Source organism: Devosia epidermidihirudinis, from assembly GCF_000971295.1.
GTDB lineage: Bacteria > Pseudomonadota > Alphaproteobacteria > Rhizobiales > Devosiaceae > Devosia > Devosia epidermidihirudinis.
Map to the genome: position 1 here is coordinate 606,785 of NZ_LANJ01000011.1, position 21,173 is coordinate 627,957.

Genomic DNA, 21,173 nt, shown 5'->3' on the forward strand with positions numbered 1-21,173 from the left:
TCCTGCCAATTATGCACGGGCGGCGGCATTGTCTGCCGCCGCCCGGTTGAACTTATGTTCTGATTACTTCGTTGCGGCGTCGATGATCGCCTGCTCGGCTGCAGCAGCCTGTGCGAGCGAGTCCTCTACCGACTGGCCTTCGAGCAGAACGCGGTTGACCATGTCGATTGCGGTCTGGCGCTGTGCGGCTTCGTCGTAGAACTTGGTGGTGTGTGCGTATTCCAGACCCTTCAGGAATGGCCCCTTGATTGGGTCATTCAGGTTGGTCTCGGTCAGCGCAACGTCACGACGTGCTGGCAGCTCGCCAACGATGTCGAGCCAGACTTCCATCGCTTCTGGCGAGGAGATGTAAGCCAGGAACTTTTCAGCAGCGATCTTCTCTTCGCCCTGTGCCGAAGCACCGATGGCGTTAGCGAAGTAGCTGGAATAGTTCGAGCGCACGCCGTTGGCGTCTGCTGGCAGCTCAACCACACCCCATTCGAATGGGTTAGATTCGAATGCGCCGAGGCGGAACGTGCCGTCGATGGTCATGGCAGCAAGACCAGCGCGGAACGCGGCCTGACCTTCATCCATGAAGCCAACGAGGCCAACCTTCTGCTCGGTCTGCAGATCGGTGTAGAACTTCAGAGCAGCTGCGCCAGCGGCGTCGTTGTACGCAACATTGCCTTCAGCATCGTATGGAACGCCACCGTTCTGACGGATCAGAGCTTCGCGCCACCAATGGTGATCCTGGCCCGCCATATCCATGGTGATGCCTTCGGAGATGATGTTGCCGCCGCCATCGCGCTTAACGGTAGCTTCAGCAGCAGCAAGCAGCTCTTCGAGGTTGCTTGGTGGGTTGGCAATGCCAGCCTCTTCGAACAGCGCCTTGTTGTAGAACAGGGCCAGCGAACGCACGGCCGTTGGCAGACCGTAGTAGCTGTCGCCGCGCTTCATTGCCGAAACGATCGGGAAGAAGTCGGATTCGATTTCAGCGGTTGGGAACACTGCTGGATCAAGCGGCTGGATCAGCTCGCCGGAAACGAAGTTGTCGAGCCATCCGTAGAACAGCTGCACAACGTCAGGACCCTGCCCTGCGACCTTAGCGGCAACAACGCGCGTCTGGTAGTCAGCATATGGGAAGGTCGTGTGCTTGACAGTGATATCGGGATTGGCTGCTTCAAAATTCTTGATCAGCTGGTCCATAGCCTGAACGCGGCTATCGAACACATACTGCCAATATTCGATTTCGACAGCCTGGGCCGAACCCAGCGCCAGGAAGCTGATACCGGCTGCGAGGCCGGCGATTTTAGCCTTGGAAAACATGCAATACCTCCACTGCACCATCGGGTCTTTTGCCGACAGTTATCTCTTCGCGAGAAGGGCGAACCTCGCCATTCTGCGCGTGAACGTCGGCGATGTGACACTCTCTTGTCAATAAAATAATCTACTTGAGTTATGTTCTCCAATGGCTAGTTTCGATCCGAGCGAAACGTGGTAGTGGCTAGCCTTGGGGGAGACAGCAGATCTTGAACAGTCAGAGCAAGCGCACGCTGCGTCAGCGCGTTGCCATCGGGTCAAACCCGGAGCGCAACCGCGCACATAATCGCCGCGTCGTCTTGGAAGTGATCCGCCTTCAAGGTCACCTCGGCCGCACGGAAATTGCTCGCCGCGCGCATCTGACGCCGCAGGCTGTGTCCAATATTGTCGAAGAGCTGCTCGACGAAGGTCTGTTGATTGAACTGGGCCGTTTGCGCTCGGGCCGCGGCCAGCCGCCAATCCAGTTTGCCGTCAACCCAGATGGCCCCCTGACCGCTGGGGTTGAAATCGCCGCCGATCATATGGTCACTGTTCTGGTCGATCTATCCGGCGGCCTGCGTGCCCAATCCAGAATCACGCTTGAGCAGACTGGTCCCGATGTGATCCCCGGCCTCGTGTCCGAGCAGGTCACCCAACTCCTTGCTACGCTTGGCGATCGTCCGTCGCGCCTGTTGGGCATTGGCGTGGTGATGCCGGGTCCATTTGAAATTGAAGGCATGAGCTCGGTTGGCCCCGCCACCCTGCCCGGCTGGACCGGCGTTGATGTTGCCGCCGTCTTTGCCAAAGCCACCAATGAGCATGTCGTGGTCGAGAACGACGCGACGGCTGCCTCGGTTGGCGAGCGCCTTTACGGCGCCGGTCGCCAGATGGGGCACTTCTGCTACCTCTATTTCGGCATCGGTCTCGGCTTGGGTGTCGTCCAGGATGGTCGCCCCATGCGTGGCGCCTTCGGCAACGCTGGTGAAATTGGCCATATCGGCCTTGTCCCGCGCAAGGGTAAGGCACACGCTGGCCCTGCCGGAGCACTTGAGCGCTTCGTGTCGGTTTTTGCCCTGCGCGAACATCTCGCATTAGCGGGCATCTACGCCGCTAATGTAGAAGACATTCAACGTCTGCACGATGAAGGCAGTAAGCCGCTGCTCGAGTGGATCGGGATCGCCGCCGACTATCTCGCGCCGACCGTCCTGATGCTCGAAAACATCTTCGACCCCGAAGCCATCATTTTTGGCGGCGGCCTGCCCGATTCGGTGCTCGACGCGGTTATTGCCAGCCTCAATCCGCTGCCCGTCTCGGTGGCCACCCGCCGTCAGCGCAGCAGCGACCGCGTTCTGCGCGGCCAGACCGGCCTGCTGACCGCAGCCCTTGGGGCCGCGGCCTTGCCGCTCCTTGAAACCGTTTCTCCACATCTCAGCACTGCCGCCGGCGCGGCCTCCTGACCCCTTAGTAATCTGGAATAATGCCATGTTGACCAATCGCGAACGCTTGGGTCGTCGCCAGTCCCAACCCGCTATGTTGGCTCTCCAGCGCGCGCTTTCGCGCCTCAGGTCCACGCTGACGGTGATGAACACCGGCGCGCATCCGGACGACGAGCAGAGCGGCATGCTGGCGCTGATGAGCTTCAACATGGGCATGCGCGTCATTATTGCCTGCTCGACACGCGGCGAAGGTGGTCAGAACACACTTGGGCCAGAGCGCACTGGTGCGCTGGGCGTGGTCCGCTCGCGCGAAATGGAAGAAGCCGCACGCGAACTGGGCGCCGACGTTGTCTGGCTCGGTCACGGCCCCAATGATCCCGTGCACGATTTCGGCTTCTCGAAATCCGGTCCAGATACCCTTGCGCGTTGGGGCAAGGATCGCACCATCGAACGTCTCGTGCGCGCCTATCGCCAGGAACGCCCGGATATCGTCATCCCAACCTTCCTTGACGTACCTGGCCAGCATGGTCACCACCGCGCTATGACCGAGGCGGCAGAGACAGCTATTGCGCTTGCCGCCGATCCAACGGCCTATCCCGAGCACTTCGCCGAAGGCCTCACCACCTGGCAGGTGGCAAAGTACTACCTGCCCGCATGGTCGGGCGGCGGTAATGGCTATTACGATGACGAAGTGCCACCGCCCCCCACCACGGTGAGCGTCACAGCATCCGAAGTCGATCCCGTCACGGGCGCGTCTTACGACATGATCGGCCAGTTTTCGCACGGTCGCCACGCCAGCCAGAACATGGGCTTCTGGCGCCCCGTGCCCCAGACCAGCTGGCCGCTGAACCTCAAGCTTGGTGGCGGCGCCGAGAACGACATTCGCGCACGGCTGCCCGCCACGCTGGGCGAGATCGCCGACCTCGTTGGTGATACTGCCGCCAATGCGCTGCGCGACGCACAGCGCTCCATCGACAGCGCCATCGCCGCCTTCCCGCATGGCGCTGCAATCATTCCTGCCCTGCTCGAAGCCAAGGCAAAGCTGCGCGACGCCGTACTGTCCGAAGAAGAATCAGCACAGTTCGCCCACCGCATCGCGCGCAAGGAATCCGAGATCGACGCGGCCCTCGCGCTGGCCGCCGGTCTGGCCGTCACCGCATGGGTCGAGCCAGTCAATCTCTCGCCCGGCAGCGAAGGCATGCTCAATGTCGCCATCGAGCAGGGTCAGGCCAGCGACATCGCGGTTCAGGCCGTCACCATCAGCGCTATCAGCGTCGATGGTCCCGCCTCCGGCGACACGCTCATCCGCATCCCGATTCGGGTCGCCAACGACGCCCCAATCGCCAACGCCTATCTGCCCGATTTCTGGTCACTGGGCGGCAATGGCGCTGTCAGCGTAGCGCTCACCGCAACCGTCTCGGGTCAGACCATCCGTATCCCGGTCGATCTCGAAGAAGCGGTGCAGATCGTTCCCCCCGCATCCGTCGAGCTGAACCCCGACGTGCTGATCGCACCACTTTCTGCAGGCGGCAGCACCAAGGCCGTTCGCGTCCGTACCGATGCTGCGCTCGACCGCGTCAGCATCGCGCCACAGGACGGTATCACGGCCAGCCCAATCGGTGGTGGCCTCAACGTCTCCATCCCGGCCGGTCTGCCCGCAGGTCTGCACACCCTGCCCGCCCTGATCGACGGCACACAGGCTTACGCCGTCACGCCCATCGCCTATCCCCATATCGGCCGCACGCATTTCGTGAAGCCCCAGGTGCTCGATGTCCTCTCGCTCGACCTCTCCCTGCCCACATCCCGCATCGGCTATGTCGGCGGCGGCAGCGATCGCGTTGGCCTCTGGCTCAATCGCATGGGCGCCGATGTTACCGAGCTCGACGCGGCTGCGCTTGCCGGTGATCTCTCGGGCTTCGACACTATCGTCATTGGCACCTTCGCCTTCGGCACTCGCCCCGATCTTGCGGCGGCAACGCCACGCCTCCACCGCTGGGTGGAAGCCGGTGGTCATCTCGTGACGCTCTATCACCGCCCAACCGATGGCTGGTCACCCGATTCGACCCCGCCACGTCGCCTCGTGATTGGCTCGCCATCGCTGCGTTGGCGCGTCACCAATCCGAACGCGGCTGTCGACGTGCTCGAACCCGGCCACAAGCTGCTGACTGGCCCCAATGTCATCACCCAGGCCGACTTCGACGGCTGGGATAAGGAGCGCGGCCTCTACTTCGCCTCCGATTGGGACGCGCCCTACCAGCCGCTGCTGGCCATGAACGATGCCGACGAGCAGCCTCTGCGTGGCTCGCTGGTTTCGGCCCCCGTCGGCAAGGGCCGCCACACGCACACGGCCCTCGTGCTGCATCATCAGCTCGACAAGCTGGTGCCGGGCGCGTTCCGCATTCTGGCCAATCTGGTGCAGCCCGCGTGACATGAACGCCCCCACGGCTCGGGCCGATCATAGCGGCCTTGTCTGGCTGATGTCGGATATGGTTCTCGTCACCATCATGACCGTTCTGGTCAAGATCGGCGGCGCGACCTATCCGGCATTGCAGATGGTGTTCATCCGCTCGCTGATCGGCCTCGTCAGCGTGCTCCCCCTGGCATGGCGGCACCGTGCCGCCATCCGCTCCACCAAGCATGTGGGACGCCATATCTTCCGCGTGTTCTGCAACACGTTGGCGCTCAGCACCAACTTCGCCGCCCTCACGGCCCTGCCCCTCGCCATGGCCAACGCCATCGGCTTCATGCGCCCGCTCGTGGTCATGGTGCTGGCCAGCGTTCTGCTCAGCGAACGCAGCACGGTCTGGCGTTGGGTTGGCGCATCCGTCGGCTTTGTCGGCGTAATCATCATGGTCGCGCCCGGCGATGTGGCGTTCAATCCCGGCATTCTGGCCGCGCTCGGCTCGGTAGTCTTCGGCTCCCTCGCCGTCATCCAGACCCGCGCCCTGGCCCGCGAGAACACCACCGTGCTGATGGTCTTCTACACCGTCGGCCTCACCGTCTTCACCGCCATTCCCGCCGCCATTGTCTGGGAGCCGGTGCAATTCGACGATTGGGGCCTGCTGCTCGCCATCGGCATTCTGGCGCAGGTCGGGCAATATTGCTTCCTGCGCGCCTATCAATCGACGCCCGCCAATATCCTGGCCCCGTTCGGGTATCTCTCCATCGTGCTGGCGACCTTTGCCGGCTATGTGGCCCTCAACGAAGTGCCCAGCTGGACGACATTGGTCGGTATTGCCATCATCATCGGGGCGCTCGCCGCCACCTCGCGCCTGGATCGGCGCAAACTGCAAAAGGACGCCGCGCATGACCGAGAGCTTTGATGTCGCCGTGATTGGTCTGGGCGCCATGGGCAGCGCCGCGCTCTACCAATTGGCTAAGCGTAATGTCCGCGTCGTTGGTATCGACCGTTTCGCCCCGCCTCACGCGCATGGCTCCACCCATGGCGAAACCCGCATCACCCGCCGTGGCATCGGTGAAGGCGAGGCCTATGTGCCGCTCGCCATGCGCAGCCATGAAATCTGGCGGGAACTGGAGGCCGAAACCGGTCAGAAAATGCTGTTCGAAGTGGGCAGCCTTATCATCTCCGAGCAGGACGACAATGTCGCCCGTCCCGGCCGCACCGGCTTCATCCGCCGCTCCATCGGCGCTGCCGAACGCTATGGCATCACTCACGAAATCCTCAGCGCCGATGACATCCGCTGCCGCTTCCCCAATCTCACCCCGCAGGACAGCGAGATCGGCTATTTCGAGCCCGGCGGCGGCTATCTCTGGCCCGAGCGCTGCGTCAGCGCCCAGCTCGATCTCGCGGCCAAACACGGCGCGACGACCTATCTCGGCGAGCGTGTATTGTCCGTGACGGCTGAAAGCGATGGCGTGCGCATCGTCACCGACCAGCGCACTATTCTGGCCGGTCAGGCGATTGTGTCTGCGGGGGCATGGGCCGGCCAGCTCCTCGGCGCGCCATTCGACCGCGTGCTGCGGGCAACACGGCAGGTCATGCACTGGTTCGCCCTTGCGCCCGACGCACCCAAAGAGTGGGCGCAGTCGCCAGTCTACATGTGGCCACATGGCGATGAGCAGGATGGGTTCTTCTATGGCTTCCCTAGCACCGATGGTGTCTCGGTCAAAACCGCTGGTGAATTCTACGGCGCGTCGTCCGATCCCGACGCCATCGACCGCGTCGTGCCCGAAACAGAATCGACCTTGATGCACGCAACGCACCTTGCGGGGCGTCTGGCTGGCGTCACCGCCAAGCCGGTCAAAACGGCCACCTGCATCTACACCCAGACCGCAGACAGCGCCTTCCTCATCGACCGTCACCCCGAATACGCCAACATTCTGGTGGCATCCCCCTGCTCCGGCCACGGCTTCAAACACTCCGCGGCTATCGGCGAAAACCTGGCCCATTGGACCCTTGATGGCGCACCGGTGGTGGATCTGTCGGCATTCGCGCTGGGACGTTTGCTCTAACCAAACAGGTTGCCCCGCCAGTCTTGGCGGGGCGCAGTCGTCACTTTTTGGTGGCTACAAATTTGCCTTCATCGCACAGCGCGACGGTCAGCTTCGTGAGGTCAATCTTGGCACCATCCGCCATCCAGCCGGCTGTCTTGTCAGCTGCAGGAGCGGCCGCCATGGCATCAGCCGCAGGTGGCGCAGCCCTCAGCTCATCGCATTTGGCTTGCACTTCAGCGACTTGATCGGCTGGCACAGCCTTGCCGCTGATCATGTGCGCATCTTGCGCAAAGGCTAGGGATGGCAGCGCCATAGAAGACAAAATGGCAGCGACCGACAGAAGTGATCTGACATTCATTGCATTTCTCCTTGGAAGCCCCGGATGGGACCAATGGTTAACGCGGAACCGTCATCACAGTTGCTGGAATCTAAAAACGTGATCGCGCCGAGCAATTGGTTCCAAACCAGACGACAGACCAAGCCCGAGGCTGAGCTGAAGTAGCCCGCCTTCGCTCTCACCGCCCCCTCAGGCGACCACTAAAAAAGATGGCAACGTCTCTCATCTGTATGGATGATTTCCGCAGCCCAGAAATCTGCTCTCGTTCCCCTCAACCGTTTGAGAGGGCGCATGAAGAAAATTGTAGCGATGGGGGCACTAATTGCCTTGGGATCTTTCGGTGTGGGTTCGGCCGTCGGTCAGGGGATCGTTGAGGCGCCGGCACCAACCACCTATCTAGCGCCAACTACATTCGACTGGAGCGGTCCCTATATCGGGGGAGAGCTAGGTTTTGACGCTGGCACGGGTAATGTCGACATTATCGCGTACCAGGATCCCATCATCCCCGTTCGCGTCTCCGGTGCAACTGCCGGCATCTACGCCGGATCAAATGCCCAGTTTGAGCATCTGCTCATCGGCGTAGAGCTTGGTGGAAACTGGGTAGGCGCTACCGACCGCGCCTATAGCGGCGGTGGAGGGCAGGACTATGTTGTTGACCGGAATTGGGAGGCATCACTCGTTGGTCGTGCAGGCTATGTCGCAGATCAGGTGTTGATTTATGGTCTGGCCGGGACTTCGGTCACTTCCCTGAAAACACGATTTGACCCCGGCGCATTCCCGTCAGCGACAGATACAGTGTGGGGCTGGACCTTGGGCGTCGGCACCGAACATGCCCTCTCAGACGCCATTTCTGTTGGGTTAGAATACCGATACGCGTCCTACGGACTAGGCAAGTTTCAGCACGGCGGCCCGTCGACGGTGGACTACGACACTCACGCCGTAAGAGCACGTCTATCGTTCCACTTCTAGATCTTAGTTTCTGACGAGTTGCCTGCCCGCCCACCGCGCGTCACCCTCGGACCTGATCCGAGGGCTCTTCACCTGCCACGCGTAGCGCAAACACCCCCGGGTCAAGCCCGAGGGTGACGACCTGGGTAGCCCGCCCCCACTGCACTTTCAACCATCGCCCCCTCGCCCCTTCAGGGGAGAGGGCTGGGGTGAGGGGTGAATGCCCATCAGTCGACCACCACTGCCACCTCCCCCCTCATCCGGCCCTCCGGGCCACCTTCTCCCCTGAAGGGCGAAGGGACGGCACTCTCAGCTTCACCAGAGGCGCCCTCCTCACCCACCGCGCGTCACCCTCGGGCCTGACCCGAGGGTTTTTCACTTCCTCAAACCGACAACACCCTCGGGTCAAGCCCGGGGTGACGACTGGATGATGGTGGCAAACCTACAGATCACCACTCGAGCGCCCACAATCATCACCTCCCCCCAGACAGCAAAAAGCCCCCGACCAGGAGGGAATGGTCGAGGGCCTTTTATTGCCCGCCGCCGCACGGCTACGGACAAGGCTGGCCTGCGTCGGGAGGAACGCAGGCCAGATTGCACTTAGTGCTTTGCGGGCTGGGTCAGGTTGGCCAGCAGGCGGAAGGCGCCTGGGGTCAGCTTGTCCAGCTGGTGATGCAGCACGAGGCTGGTGTGGGTGTGACGGCCTTCGCCGATCTCAGCCGACATCAGCGAGCCCAGCAGAGGCTCTTCGCCCGCGTCGCTCATCGAAAGCAGTGGCTTATAGACTTCGTCCCATTCGGAAACGAAATACAGGCCCCGCTCCTTGTCCCAGTTCGCCCAGTCCTCAGGACCAATGACGTTCGGGTAGTTGAGCAGCGGGTGATCGGGCTCGAGCGCGGTCACTTCGGCCTTGGCATCGGTCACGCGGTAGCGGATCGAAGGCGTACCGATCTTGAGGAAGGCCAGTGGCACAGTTGCCGGATCCCAACCGTCCGATGGACGGTGGTAGAGGGTCACGAGGTGACCACCATTGCGCACCCATTCATGGATGCCCGGCAGCGCTGCGACCAGATCCTTGCGGCGACCGAAGGCGAAAATGCCGACGATAATCGTGGTCAGGCCGCGATAAGCGCCCGCCTCGATATCGGATGGCGACAACTCGACCAGGTTGACGCCGAGGCGCTTCAGCCAGATCGCGACATTGTCGTTACCCGAGCCGACATAACCAACCTTTGCACCGGGTGGGAGAGCCGCCTCAACCGACTGCACCGGCACCGAGACCAGGGTCGGAACAACCGACTTGCCGATATGGGGATAGGAGAAGGTGTTGATGGCGTAAGCAGGCTGATCGAGCAGGCTTGGCTCGATGGCAATGCGCGTGGTGCCCAGATCTGCCGGAGGGGTCAGATCGAAGGTCCCTGCTTCGCGGCCAGTCTCGCCGGTCGCCGTCATCGCCCAGCCTTCTGGCAGGTTGAAGTCGAGATCGGAGGTGGTGGCGCCCGAAACAACAGCCGTCATCTCGACCGGTTCAAGCTCGTTGACCGTGTTGAGCACGATCGCGTCTGGCTTGAGTTCAAGCGATGCTGCCGGAATAACGCGCAGGGCATCTTCCAGATCGATATCGAGAACAGCGGTGTGACCACCGATATCGGCCGTCAGGCGAACGAAGGCGTCGCCGTTTCCGCCGAGTGGGTCGAACTGCTCGGCCAGTGGGTTGGTCAGCGCAGCGTCGGCTGCCACGGAAACCTTTTCGCCATCGGCGGTGGTTTCGGTGGTCAGGCCATCGCGAGCGATGACGGCAACCGACTTGATTGCAACCGTGTCGGGCGCATCGACGAGCGTCTTGACGATGATGTCCTGGCCGGGGCGCAGGTCGCCACCATCGGTATAGGCGCGGATCTGCATGCCAGCGGCAGTGGCCAGCACGAGGTCAACTTCCTTGGCCTTGCGGTCGAGGCGGTGTGCAACGCTATCTGCCAACTCGGCTGGGAGCGTTTCGCGTGCCAGAGCAATGGCCTTGCCGATTTCGGCAACCTTGGACAGCACGACGACTGGATCGCCATAGTCAGCGATGGCTTCGTCGATCAGGCCCTGGGCATTGCGGAGAGCGTCAGCAGCCGAAGCTGGCATGCCGTCGAGTTCTGCAATGTGGCCAACAGTGGCGATCAGGCCTTCGCGGATGTCCGATTCCTGGCCGCCGGCAGCGCCATTGGCAGTCCATGCCAGGTTCAGCGCCCATTCGGTCTGTGGATCAGGACGCCAGCTGCCCATGCCCTGGGTCAGGTGGCACGAACGCGACCATTCACCCATCTGCGGGAACGTAGCGCCCGAGATCGGATCGCGCTCAGGCGCACGAACAGTCAGCGTGGTTGGAGGTGGTGGGGTTTCGTCGTCATAGACGCCGCCGCCGCCGCCATAGGCTGGCAGGTAGATCTTTGGAACGGTCCATGGCTTGAGACCGCGTGCGATCTGCTCTGGGAATTCTTCGGCATTGCCCGACAACTCAGCCGTGACGAACGTCGCAACGTTTGCTGCGCGGTGGTGACCATGCTGGCCGCCAACGTCAAGGAAGCAGTTCATGATCACGTCTGGACGATAGTAACGGAATGCCCAGGTCATGCGCTCGATCACGCGGTCACGACCCCAACGGTCGATGGTCGCGTTCGGGTCCTTGGAGAAGCCGAAATCGTGCACGCTGTCATTGTGGCCCTGCCCGCCGAATGCCAGCGAGGCATCGAGCGAACGGGAAGCTTCAGTCATTTCGCGGGTGCGCAGCACGCCGAGGACCGAACCGCGCTCTGGGCCGATGGCGTTCTGCCCACCTTCGCCGCGCGTGATACAATAAAGCACCGGACGGATACCATAGACGTGGCGCAGCGCCGCGAGCATGCCGCTTGGCTCGTCGTCGGGGTGCGCGCCCGTGGTCATCAGCGTGACGGTGGAGGTGAGACGCTCAAGCTGGCGATAGAGCTTGACGATCGGCGGCTCCCCTTTCTGCGCGGCGATCAGTTGAAGATCGGTCGCGGGCGCGGCCCAGGCGGGGATCTGTGTTGCTGCCAATACGGGGGGAACAGCGGCGATAAAGGTACGCCGGCTTATGCGAGTCATGAAGTTTCCTCTCTTCTTCATCCGGGCTGACGCACAGGCGCCAAAGCGCATCTGTGACAGTCCTGCGACGGACTATGGGAGGGCGATTAACTTAACTCAAGTGCGTTAATCAGGAGCCGTGTTAGCAAAAAGGATGAGAGGAAAAGTCGGATGTTTTTCCCTCATTATCGGGCGATATGGCGTCACACTATGTGCACCCGATCTGTGGAAAAGCCCGCAAATCCCGCCCTGCCCGGCGCCATCCCCGACAATTTATCCCCATCGTATTGATGTGCTTGCAATCTCACGAAGCATTGTCTATGCAGACCTCGCCGGAACAAATCGCCCGGACCAAACGGTCCCGCGGTTCCCTTGCTGGGGAATAGTTCAACGGTAGAACAGCGGACTCTGACTCCGTCAATCTTGGTTCGAATCCAGGTTCCCCAGCCAATTCTTTTTCACAAATCAATCGTTAGCATCGCGGTCTCATGGCCGATGGCGGCCATAACAACGGCGCGGCGCCACATTTGATGGCTAGATTGAAAGTCCCAGCGACACGGCTCAGGACTGCTGCTTCGTAGTTCCAGATAGCGACGGGATTGGTAGATCGATGTGGATAGTGAGGCCGTCGGGGGCGATTGAGCGTGTTGCCAAGCCGCGGAGCTGGCCTTCGACGATGGAGTTGAACAGTTTTGAGCCGAATCCTGTGCCTTGGCTGGACTGAGCCGGTGACTGCGTCATTTCCAGCCAGCGGATGGCGTAACGCTCTCCGGTGTTGCAAAGTTCGATTCGCAGATCACCCTGTCCGTCCTTGAGCGCCCCATATTTGACGGCGTTGGTCGCCAGCTCATGAAAAACCAGCGCGACGGCGGTCACCGCGGACGGAGCGACCGGCAGATCATCCCCAGTGATCGTGATAGCGGCGTCGCCATTTTTGTAGGGGGCCAGCAATTGACCAAGCAACTCCGTGACGGTCAGCCCTTCATCGCTTTTGCGCCTGATGAGGGTATGTGCATCGTAAAGGGCACTTAGGCGCGCGCGCAGTTCGCCTGTAGCCTCCTTCACGTCAGAAGCATCGCGCAAGGTCAGGGCAACCAGGCCGTTCACGAGGGCAAAAAGATTGCCAATCCGGTGGTCGAGCTCACTGGCCACAATCTCGCGCTCGGCTTCGAGTTGCTTGGCATCATCGATGTCCGTCGAGGTTCCATACCAGCGCGTGATGACCCCGTCGCTGTTCCGCAACGGCTTGGCGAGGACCTTGAGCCAGCGATAGCTGCCGTCCCGGTACCGAAAGCGATAGTCTAGCGAATAGGTATTTCCCGTCGCGATACAGTCCCGCCAGACCTGTTCAACTCGAGCTCTATCGTCGGCATGGACCAGGCCTTTCCAGGTATCGGCCGTGATGCTGTCCGCTGCGATGCCGGTGAACTCAGTCCAGCGGCAGTTGAAGTAATCATGCCGACCCTTTGCGTCTGTGCTCCAGACAATCTGGGGGATGGATTCGCTCACGATATTGAAGCGTCGGTTGCTTTGCTCAAGCGCCTCAAAAGCCTCAGCCTCTTCGGTGACATCGATGGATATTCCGACGAGCTGGGAGAGGATATTTCTCTTGTCGCGCACCAGTTTCCCGAAGGCGGCAAACCAGCGTATGTCCCCGGACGATGTCTGCATCCGGTACCGGCAGTAATAATCCGAGCCTGTTGCACTTGCAGTGCGAAGGGCCTCCTGGACCAGATCACGATCGTCTCGGTAAATGCTCTTGAGCAAGTCGTCGAGTGGAATGCCTGTGTGGGCCCGCCCCTCCCATCCGACCAGCTTTGCCAGCTTTCCTTCCACCATGAACTTGCCACGAGCGAAATCGAGTTCCCAAGTCGCAACAATTCCACCGGCGTCCATGGCCATATCTACGCGTTGCCGGGCCAGGGAGAGCTTGTTGACCAGTTCATCGCGACTTCTCATCACAATGGAAAGGATGAGCGGTGCCAAGGCGATCATGAGTGCCACAAGGCGCATGGAAACCAGCTCACGTTCATCGGACGGGCCGATGACGTCATGGAGATAGGCTGTCGTCAGAACGGTTTGCGACCAGTAATTTATGGCGAGTGACAGCAGCGAAACGACGAACACCTGGTAGCTCAGCCCGCACCAAACCAATGCTGGCACCACGAAGGCGATAGCACCCGGCCCGTTCATGACTATGGTAATTATGCAGGACACTGCGAGCGACAGCGCAGGCAGAACCAGCGGCAGTTGCGTCCGCAAATCTGGCAGCTTCAACTCATGCGTGAACTCCTTCGCGCTGGGCGCGGACAGGACAACCGGGAGCAATGCAATATAATTGACCAGTTCGGTGACAAACCAGAAGACCCAGGCGTCGGCGACATCGAGGCCCAGCAAAACGGCACCAGCGACAGTACCAATTACCCCCGCAATGGCAGCAGCGGCCGTAGCGACAACGATGAGATAGAGAGCTGATACCGGCTCCCGCATGGACAGCTTGTTGGGGGGCAATAGCCTCCAGACAAGATACCCTGCCCCAACACCGCAGAGATTGGCAGCATTGAGCAGGAACGCCTTCTCCAAGCTGGTCCCCAGCAGCAAATCTGCAATCACATAGGCTGCCATTGCGGCCGCCCAGACAGATGCGCGGTTCAAGCCGGGAAAACGAATGAGCAATCCGAGCATGACCGCGTTGGCTGGCCAGATCATGGCCAAAAGGCCAACAGGTCTCGTCAGAATGCCAAGCAGACACAATGTCCCGACAACCAGACCAACGAGGATTGGACGCGACCATTGTGCAGAGAAAAGGCTCACAAGTCTCGACGAGGCACTGCTTTCCACGGAGGCCATAACTGACTCCTGCGCACAAGTCGCACTCGAAATATTAGTCACCACACATGTACTAAGTGGCTTTGAAATTCATAAATCTGCGACCAAATAAACCATGGTCAATTTTCAGATGAAGACGGCTAGTCTTAGAAAAATAAACCAATAAAAATCCGCGCCATCTCATGCGCGTCAGGTCCGCACCGGTGTATTCGACGGCCGCATTCTGCCGCCCATTTTGAAGCGATTAGCCGAAGTGCTCCGCCCCAGATGTGCAAAACGGACCATACAGCGGTTAACGAATTTAGCTAATAGATAAAATTGCATGCCGTCAATTGGGCGAGCTCAAGCAGAAGGGCCACACTTCGGTGCGGCCCTTCTGCTTTATATTGTTTGTGTGCATTACGCCTTCGCAGCGTTCCGGCGTTGTAGTGCCCGCTGGGCGCGATAGCTGAAGAGCACCAGCGCCAGTGCAGTCACTGCGAATGGAATGGTCTGGATCAACTCACCGGGGATCCAGTTGAAGAGGTTCGGCATGACAATCGCCAAAGCCTCGAACACACCAAACAGCAGTGCCGCGAGCATCGCCCCGACAGGGTGACGGGCCCCCAGCAGCACCGCGCCAAGCGCGATGAAGCCACGACCTGCAGTCATGTCTCGGGTGAAACCGATATAGTTGAACATGGCCAGCTGCGCGCCGCCGATGCCTGCCAGCGCGCCCGAGGCGATAAGACTCCAGGCACGGACCTTGTTGACTGGAATGCCGGCCGCTTCAGGCGCTGCAGGATATTCGCCAACGCCGCGCAGCCAGAGGCCATAGGGCGTGCGATAAAGGAAGTACCAGACTGCAAAGACCAGCAGCACGGCCAGCCACGAGAGGATGGAGTGGCCGGACAGCAGGCTCTTGAGGGTGCGACCGATGACCGGAATGGCCTCAAGGAAGGACAGGTCAACGCTTGGCACGCCCTTGGATGGCAGGTTGATCGAGGTGCCCTTGTCGCCACCAGTGGCCTGAGCCAGCGCAAACACGGTGCCGCCAGTGGCCAGGATGTTGACCGCGAAGCCAACGAGGATGATGTCCGCCTTCATGCGCAGATGGAAGAACGCCATCAGAGCGCCGAGCATAGCGCCTGCGCTGATGCCGGAGAGCACAGCGACATACCAGGGCGCATAGACAGAAACGATCACGGCCGTAAGCGCGGCAATCAGCATCATGCCTTCCAGCGCAACGTTGAGCGCACCGGAAAGATCGGAGATGAGGCCACCCAGAGTCGCAAACAGCAGCGGTGTGGTGGTGCGGATTACGGTGACGAAGAACGTCGCCGAAAAGACCGTCATCAGCAGTTCGATCATTTCGCTGCCTCCGGCGCGGTTGTGGCGGTTTGCGAGCGGCCCATCAGACGCCCGATGAATTTCTTGCCGGGCAAGGTGAAGGACGAAGCAACCAGCAGAATGATGATGGCCTGCACGACCGAAATCATTTCAGTGGGTACATCGGTGCGAATACCCATGAGCTGCGCGCCCTGGCGGAGGTAGCCATAGGCCAATGCCACCACAGGCACCGCCAGAGGCTTGTTGCGGGCCACGATGGCAATCAGGATGCCTTCAAAGGCCATGTTGCCATCGAAGTTCTGCGCGAGGTTGCCGAAGGCCCTACCCTGCACGAAGACTGCGCCGAGCAGACCGCCAAAGGAACCAGCGAGCGTCATGGCGGAGACCATGATGAAGCTGGAGCGAATGCCGGAGTATTCGGCAAACTTGGCATTGTGCCCGACGAGGCGCAGCTTGAGGCCCCAATTGGTGCGGTAGAGCAGGAACCAGACCACAACGGTCGCCGCCAGTGCGATGACGATACCCAGGTCAAAGCGGGTGCCGGGGATGATCGCGGGCAGGATCGCGGTTTCCGGGAACTTGGCGGTGACCAATTGGCCGGAGCCGGCCGGCGCCAGATGGGCGCGGATGATGTAGTTCACCACCAAAATGGCGATGTAGTTGAGCATCAGCGAGGACACAATCTCGCTGGCGCCAAAGCGGGCCTTGGCATAGCCGGGCATGAAGCCATAGACAGCGCCCGCGCACATGGCAGCAGCCATTGCAACCGGAATGGCGAAGGGCGTTGCGCCGATGGGCGACATGGCGACGAGAGCGGCAAACAGCCCGCCCATATAGACCTGCCCCTGCACGCCCATGGAGAATTGCTTAGCCTGGAACACGAGGCTGAAGGCCAGCCCGGTCAACGTGAGCTTGGCGACGTCATCGACCCACAGCCCAATGGTACGGTTGGAGGACAGCGGCGCAGTCAGCAACGTGCTGAAGGCCTTGGCCGGATCAGCAGAGGTGGCAAGAATAACCACCAACGCCACGAGAAGCGCGATGGCCAATGCGATGACCGCGCGGGCGACTTCGCGCCCGACAAGGGCGAAGCGTGAAGGAGAAGAGGTACTCATTGAAGCGCCGCCCGCATGGTTTCGGGGTCCTGGGTATTGAGGCCAAGCATGTATGTGCCCAGCGTCTCGGCGGTCAGGTCATCGCTGTTGACGAAGGCAGCGACGATCTTGCCGCGATAGAAAACAACAAGCCGGTCAGACAGCGCCAACAGCTCGGAAAGGTCGGCAGAGCTCAGGAGCACGGCGGCACCGCCATCACGCGCCTTGGTAAGCGACTTCCAGATAAACTGGGTAGCACCCAGATCGACGCCACGCGTTGGCTGATTGACCAAGAGGAGCTTAGGCTGCTCGGACAGCTCGCGGGCCACCACAATCTTCTGCATGTTGCCGCCGGAGAGCGTACCGACAGCAACGTTCGGGCCACCTGCCCGCACGGAAAACTGTTCGATCAGCGCTAGCGCATTGGCCTTGATCGCCTTGAGGTCAAGCAGACCATTGCGCACGAAGCGCTTGTCACTCAGCCTTGTGGCAACAAGGTTCTCGGCAATCGAGGCACCGGTGGCGAGACCACGGGCAATGCGATCTTCGGGGATACTGGCGACGCCCAGCTGACGGCGCTGCAGCACGCTGAGATCGTTGAGGTCTGCGCCATCAAGGGCAATGACGCCGTCGGCGGCGGGGCGGAGGCCCGCGATGGTTTCCAGCAGCTCGGCCTGACCATTCCCTTCAACACCGACCAGACCGAGGATCTCCCCGGCATGAACCTTGAGGCTCAAATCCTTGGCGATAGTCGAGCCGTTCTCGGCATCGATCTTGAGGTTCTTGACCTCGCATGCCAGCGGCCCGCGCGCGCCTGCGCGGTCGACACGCAGGGCGATCTCACGGCCGACCATCATGGTGGCAAGGCTGTCTTCGGTGACATCTCGAGCATTGACCGAACCGACGGTCTTGCCAGCGCGCATCACCGTAATGCGGTCAGAGATTTCAAGCACTTCGGGCAGCTTGTGCGCGATGAAAATGACGGTTCGGCCCTGCGCCACCAGCGCGCGAACGGCGACGAAAAGCTCTTCGACTTCCTGTGGCGCCAACACGGCTGTCGGCTCGTCAAGAATGAGAATGCGCGCGTCGCGATAGAGCGCCTTGAGAATTTCAACGCGCTGCTGCTGGCCGACCGGCAACTGCCCGACAGGCGGCAGCGGATCGACAGCAAGGCGGAATTTCTCCGACAGCGCGCGCACGTCAGCGATGGCCTTCTGGCGATCAAACTTGATGCCGTTGCGCGGCTCAGAGCCCAGAACGACGTTTTCATAAACGGAGAAGGACGGCACCAGCGAGAAATGCTGGAATACCATGCCGATCCCGTTGTCGATGGCTTCGCGCGGGTTGGCAAAACGGATCGGTTTGCCGTCGAGGCGCAGCTCGCCCCGATCATGCTGTTCGATACCGAACAGGATTTTCATCAGCGTGGACTTGCCCGCGCCATTCTCGCCGACCACGGCGTGGACCTCACCGGCCTGGATGGTGAGATTGACCCCATCATTGGCGACAGTGCCGCCGGGATAGGTCTTGCCGATGGAAATGGCTTCGAGCAATGGCGCCATGCCGTGTCCTAACCTCAGAAAATAGGCCCCGCACATGGCGGGGCCCGTTTGCTTACTGCATCACAGAGTCGACGACGATATCGCCAGCGATGATCTTTGCTTCTTCAGCATCGACCTCGGCGCGCACGTCAGCGGGAACGAGCTTGTCGTAATAGCTGTTCTTTGCAATGCCAACAGCGCCATCGGCCAGGCCGAGCAGCAGGCCGCTACCGTAAGGTGCGGTGCCATCAAGCGTCTGCTGGAGAGCGATGTAGATCGAGTCGCCGACCTTCTTTTCGACCGAAGTGAAGATCACGTCGGCCTGAGCCTGATCGTTGCCTTCAAAGATCGCGGCCTGATCGCTGTCGACGCCGACGGCAAGCTTGCCTTCATCGCGGGCGGCCTGAAGCGCGCCAACGCCGGTGCCACCGGCCACGGGGAACACAATGTCGGCGCCCTGTGCGAACTGCGCGAGCGCGAGCTCCTTGCCCTTTGCAGGGTCGGTGAAGGTACCGGCCACGGCGCGGACGATTTCCACATCTGGGTTTGCTGCCTTGGCGCCCTGCTCGAAGCCCGAAGTGAACTCCAGGATCGTGGTGCCTTCAACGCCCAGAATCTCACCGATCTTGCCGGTCTGGGTGATCTTGGCAGCAGCGTAACCGGCCAGATAGGCGGCGGTCGACACGCGGTAGTTGATGGCCAGCATATTGCCGAGATTGCCGGCGGAGAAATCTGGCGCGTCATCAAAAATGATGAACTTGGTCTCTGGGTAGTCCGGAGCCAGCTCGGCCATGAAGCCGGTCATTTCCCACGAGCCAGCAACAACAACGTCATACCCCTGGTCGGTGGCATCTGCCAGAGCAGGCTGCCAGCGACCACGATCCAGGCCGGACTCGATGACGGTGACTTCGACGGGGAGCTCTTCGGCGGCGCGCTTCAGGCCTGCTGCAGCGCTGTCGAGGAAGCTCTTGTCACCCAGGGTGCCGTGGACCACGTAGACCACCTTGAGCGGGTTTTCCTTGGTGTATTCCTGGGCAATAACGGAAGAGGCCGAAACAGAGGTCAGCAGGGCTGCTGCCAGCAGGCCGGAAACGGCACGGCGATTGAGCTTAGGCATGGTCATTCATAGCTCTCCAGTTGGATAAGGCGTTGAAATGGCGGCGTTCGAGCGCCGCCCTGAAACTCAGGCTTTCGCGCGGGCCGCTTCGACGCGGGCCCAGAAATCCTTGTACGTCGCCGAATAGTCGGCACGGATTTCGGCAAATGGGCGACGCTGAAGCTGGCGATCGGCCACCAGCTGCTCGCCCGACACCCAGGCGTGGCGGACATCGCGTCCGCTGCCGGAATAGATCAGCACAGTCTCGACGTCCGGGGTCTCGGAGTACCCTGCCCCGGAAATGTCGATGGCAATGATGTCTGCGGCCTTGCCCACTTCGAGCGACCCGACTTCATGGTCGATCCCCAGAGCGCGGGCGCCGTCGATGGTCGCCATGCGAACGAGGTCGCGGCTGGACAGAGGCTGGGCGCGCCCTTCGCGATGGGAGGCCACGAGTCCGGCCACACGCATTTCAGAAATCATGTCGTAGGAATTGTTGGCGGCGACGTTGTCGGTGCCAAGACCCACGACGACACCGGCTTCGCGCAGCTTTACGGCGGGGCAGATGCCCTCACGGCCGGAACGCAGACCCGCGGTTGCGTTGTAGGAAACCGAGGCAGCAGGCGCAGCGGCGAAAATCGCGATGTCTTCGTCGGTCAAGTCAAGGCAATGCGCAGCGTGAACGCGGCCGGCAAAGAAGCCGTCGCGCGACAGGGCCTGCGTTGCAGTCAGGCCATAGCGCGCCATGGTCTCTTCATTGTCTTCGGGTCCGCACGCCATGTGCAGATGCATGCCGCAGCCGTACTTCACGGCAAGATCAACTTCGGCGCGCAGCAGGTCTTCAGAGTTATCGACGTAAGGCGCGTGAGGGCCGAACCAGGGGATTACGCGGCCATCGGCAGAACGCTGGCGCTCGATGAAAGCCGAAGCGCTGGCCAGTTCCTGCTCGCCACGCTCCTTGTCGCCCAGCTGGACGATGCCATAGGCGATGACAGCGCGCACACCGGCTTGCGCAACGGCGGCAGCGATTTCGTCGGCAAAGAAGTACTGGTCACAGAATGTCGTTGTGCCCGACAGGATCATTTCAGCGCAGGATAGCGCGACGGCAGGGCCGATATCGGAAGCGACGAGGGAAAGCTCGGGCTCGCGGATGGAGTTGTACCAGCCATCCATGGTCAGCAGGCTCTGGCCTTCCGAACGACCGCGGAACAAGACCATCGCCGAATGCGTGTGAGCATTGATCAGACCCGGCATAACTATATGTCCGGGCAAGGACAAAACGCTGTCAAACTCGGAATCGTCCGGGCAGGTATCCATGGACCCCACGCCGGCGATACGACCGTCGATCATCGACACCCAACCCGCATCATGCGCGGTATCAAGTCCATCCACAGTCAGGACAATTGCATTGCGGAGAAGTGTAGAAGACATTTGACCTACGTTTAGTAAAGCGCTTTACATTGCGATCTAACGACGCTTTTGTGAACTTTGTCAAATGCTATCCGGCAACAATTGCCTGATATTTCGACTCATTGCGAATTCGCCTAAAAACTGGGCTCACGATTCCTGAGTGCAGTGCCATTTCTGGTGTGACATGCACTTGCGGGCAATGCCGCTTATCTCGATCTTCGCCCACCAGACGAATCTGCAGGCCGGTTATGAAGCGGCCTGTTACCGTCCCGGAGGCGTTGCAGCCAGCGCATTTCCAAGTAGTCAACACGTTGCGCATTTTGAGGGGGAAGA

General features: G+C 60.9%; 14 protein-coding genes and 1 tRNA gene. 6 read left to right on the forward strand and 9 right to left on the reverse strand.

Annotation, left to right across the window (positions count from 1 at the left end):
* Positions 1–63: 63 nt before the first annotated feature.
* Positions 64–1,305, reverse strand: coding sequence for an extracellular solute-binding protein (locus WH87_RS06160; RefSeq protein ID WP_046138049.1), 1,242 nt, complete (start codon positions 1,303–1,305; stop codon positions 64–66).
* 203 nt (positions 1,306–1,508) lie between these two features.
* Here WH87_RS06160 and WH87_RS06165 point away from each other — a divergent pair, with 203 nt between their 5' ends.
* From WH87_RS06165 to solA, 4 genes are read left to right on the forward strand one after another with little or no spacing between them, the layout of a single operon-like run.
* Positions 1,509–2,735 carry an ROK family transcriptional regulator gene (locus tag WH87_RS06165; protein ID WP_156458124.1) on the forward strand — a complete coding sequence of 409 codons (1,227 nt, stop codon included), beginning with the start codon at positions 1,509–1,511 and terminating at the stop codon, positions 2,733–2,735.
* 25 nt (positions 2,736–2,760) lie between these two features.
* Complete coding sequence (locus WH87_RS06170) at positions 2,761–5,142, forward strand: PIG-L family deacetylase (RefSeq protein WP_046138048.1); 2,382 nt, start codon at positions 2,761–2,763, stop codon at positions 5,140–5,142.
* A 1-nt stretch (position 5,143) separates the two neighbouring features.
* Complete coding sequence (locus WH87_RS06175) at positions 5,144–6,037, forward strand: DMT family transporter (protein WP_046138047.1); 894 nt, start codon at positions 5,144–5,146, stop codon at positions 6,035–6,037.
* Positions 6,021–7,187 (forward strand): N-methyl-L-tryptophan oxidase, encoded by a 1,167-nt coding sequence (solA, locus tag WH87_RS06180; RefSeq protein ID WP_046138046.1) that lies wholly within the window; start codon positions 6,021–6,023, stop codon positions 7,185–7,187. The genes WH87_RS06175 and solA overlap by 17 nt, the downstream gene beginning before the upstream one ends.
* 40 nt (positions 7,188–7,227) lie before the next feature.
* Here solA and WH87_RS06185 read toward each other — a convergent pair whose 3' ends face one another.
* A complete protein-coding gene (locus WH87_RS06185; protein WP_156458126.1) occupies positions 7,228–7,527 on the reverse strand; it encodes a hypothetical protein in 300 nt (99 codons plus the stop codon).
* A gap of 270 nt (positions 7,528–7,797) precedes the next feature.
* On the opposite strand from WH87_RS06185, the gene WH87_RS18885 reads away from it, so the two are divergent.
* The gene (locus tag WH87_RS18885; RefSeq protein WP_052726269.1) at positions 7,798–8,475 is read left to right on the forward strand and encodes an outer membrane protein; all 678 of its coding nucleotides are present in this window, start codon (positions 7,798–7,800) and stop codon (positions 8,473–8,475) included.
* A gap of 579 nt (positions 8,476–9,054) precedes the next feature.
* Here the strand turns inward: WH87_RS18885 and WH87_RS06195 are convergent.
* Positions 9,055–11,562 carry a PIG-L family deacetylase gene (locus WH87_RS06195; protein ID WP_052726347.1) on the reverse strand — a complete coding sequence of 836 codons (2,508 nt, stop codon included), beginning with the start codon at positions 11,560–11,562 and terminating at the stop codon, positions 9,055–9,057.
* A gap of 355 nt (positions 11,563–11,917) precedes the next feature.
* Between WH87_RS06195 and WH87_RS06200 the strand changes: the two genes are divergently transcribed.
* Positions 11,918–11,991: transfer RNA gene (locus WH87_RS06200), tRNA-Gln, on the forward strand.
* A 111-nt stretch (positions 11,992–12,102) separates the two neighbouring features.
* On the opposite strand, the gene WH87_RS18890 is transcribed toward WH87_RS06200, so the two are convergent.
* The 6 genes from WH87_RS18890 to WH87_RS06230 form a co-directional block, all read right to left on the reverse strand.
* Positions 12,103–14,391, reverse strand: a complete 2,289-nt coding sequence (locus tag WH87_RS18890; protein ID WP_082092520.1) for a PAS domain-containing protein — start codon at positions 14,389–14,391, stop codon at positions 12,103–12,105.
* A gap of 378 nt (positions 14,392–14,769) precedes the next feature.
* Positions 14,770–15,720, reverse strand: a complete 951-nt coding sequence (locus WH87_RS06210; protein ID WP_046138044.1) for an ABC transporter permease — start codon at positions 15,718–15,720, stop codon at positions 14,770–14,772.
* On the reverse strand, positions 15,717–16,814 hold the full coding sequence (locus WH87_RS06215; RefSeq protein WP_046138043.1) for an ABC transporter permease: 1,098 nt from the start codon (positions 16,812–16,814) through the stop codon (positions 15,717–15,719). The genes WH87_RS06210 and WH87_RS06215 overlap by 4 nt, the downstream gene beginning before the upstream one ends.
* Positions 16,811–18,355, reverse strand: a complete 1,545-nt coding sequence (locus tag WH87_RS06220) for an ABC transporter ATP-binding protein (protein WP_046138042.1) — start codon at positions 18,353–18,355, stop codon at positions 16,811–16,813. Before WH87_RS06220 ends, WH87_RS06215 begins: the two co-directional genes overlap by 4 nt.
* Positions 18,356–18,407: 52 nt before the next feature.
* Positions 18,408–19,457 carry a BMP family lipoprotein gene (locus WH87_RS06225; RefSeq protein WP_046138041.1) on the reverse strand — a complete coding sequence of 350 codons (1,050 nt, stop codon included), beginning with the start codon at positions 19,455–19,457 and terminating at the stop codon, positions 18,408–18,410.
* A gap of 60 nt (positions 19,458–19,517) precedes the next feature.
* Positions 19,518–20,861: an amidohydrolase family protein gene (locus tag WH87_RS06230; RefSeq protein WP_046138040.1), complete on the reverse strand. Its 1,344-nt coding sequence runs from the start codon at positions 20,859–20,861 to the stop codon at positions 19,518–19,520.
* Between the last annotated feature and the right edge of the window lie 312 nt (positions 20,862–21,173).

Bases quoted from the DNA above. Each gene is read 5' to 3' on its own strand.
- WH87_RS06195 (WP_052726347.1), bottom strand. From the start codon at position 11,562: ATGACTCGCATAAGCCGGCGTACCTTTATCGCCGCTGTTCCCCCCGTA.
- WH87_RS06225 (WP_046138041.1), bottom strand. From the start codon at position 19,457: ATGACCATGCCTAAGCTCAATCGCCGTGCCGTTTCCGGCCTGCTGGCA.
- WH87_RS18885 (WP_052726269.1), top strand. From the start codon at position 7,798: ATGAAGAAAATTGTAGCGATGGGGGCACTAATTGCCTTGGGATCTTTC.
- WH87_RS18890 (WP_082092520.1), bottom strand. From the start codon at position 14,391: ATGGCCTCCGTGGAAAGCAGTGCCTCGTCGAGACTTGTGAGCCTTTTC.
- WH87_RS06215 (WP_046138043.1), bottom strand. From the start codon at position 16,814: ATGAGTACCTCTTCTCCTTCACGCTTCGCCCTTGTCGGGCGCGAAGTC.
- WH87_RS06175 (WP_046138047.1), top strand. From the start codon at position 5,144: ATGAACGCCCCCACGGCTCGGGCCGATCATAGCGGCCTTGTCTGGCTG.
- WH87_RS06220 (WP_046138042.1), bottom strand. From the start codon at position 18,355: ATGGCGCCATTGCTCGAAGCCATTTCCATCGGCAAGACCTATCCCGGC.
- WH87_RS06230 (WP_046138040.1), bottom strand. From the start codon at position 20,861: ATGTCTTCTACACTTCTCCGCAATGCAATTGTCCTGACTGTGGATGGA.
- WH87_RS06160 (WP_046138049.1), bottom strand. From the start codon at position 1,305: ATGTTTTCCAAGGCTAAAATCGCCGGCCTCGCAGCCGGTATCAGCTTC.
- WH87_RS06210 (WP_046138044.1), bottom strand. From the start codon at position 15,720: ATGATCGAACTGCTGATGACGGTCTTTTCGGCGACGTTCTTCGTCACC.
- WH87_RS06185 (WP_156458126.1), bottom strand. From the start codon at position 7,527: ATGAATGTCAGATCACTTCTGTCGGTCGCTGCCATTTTGTCTTCTATG.
- solA (WP_046138046.1), top strand. From the start codon at position 6,021: ATGACCGAGAGCTTTGATGTCGCCGTGATTGGTCTGGGCGCCATGGGC.
- WH87_RS06170 (WP_046138048.1), top strand. From the start codon at position 2,761: ATGTTGACCAATCGCGAACGCTTGGGTCGTCGCCAGTCCCAACCCGCT.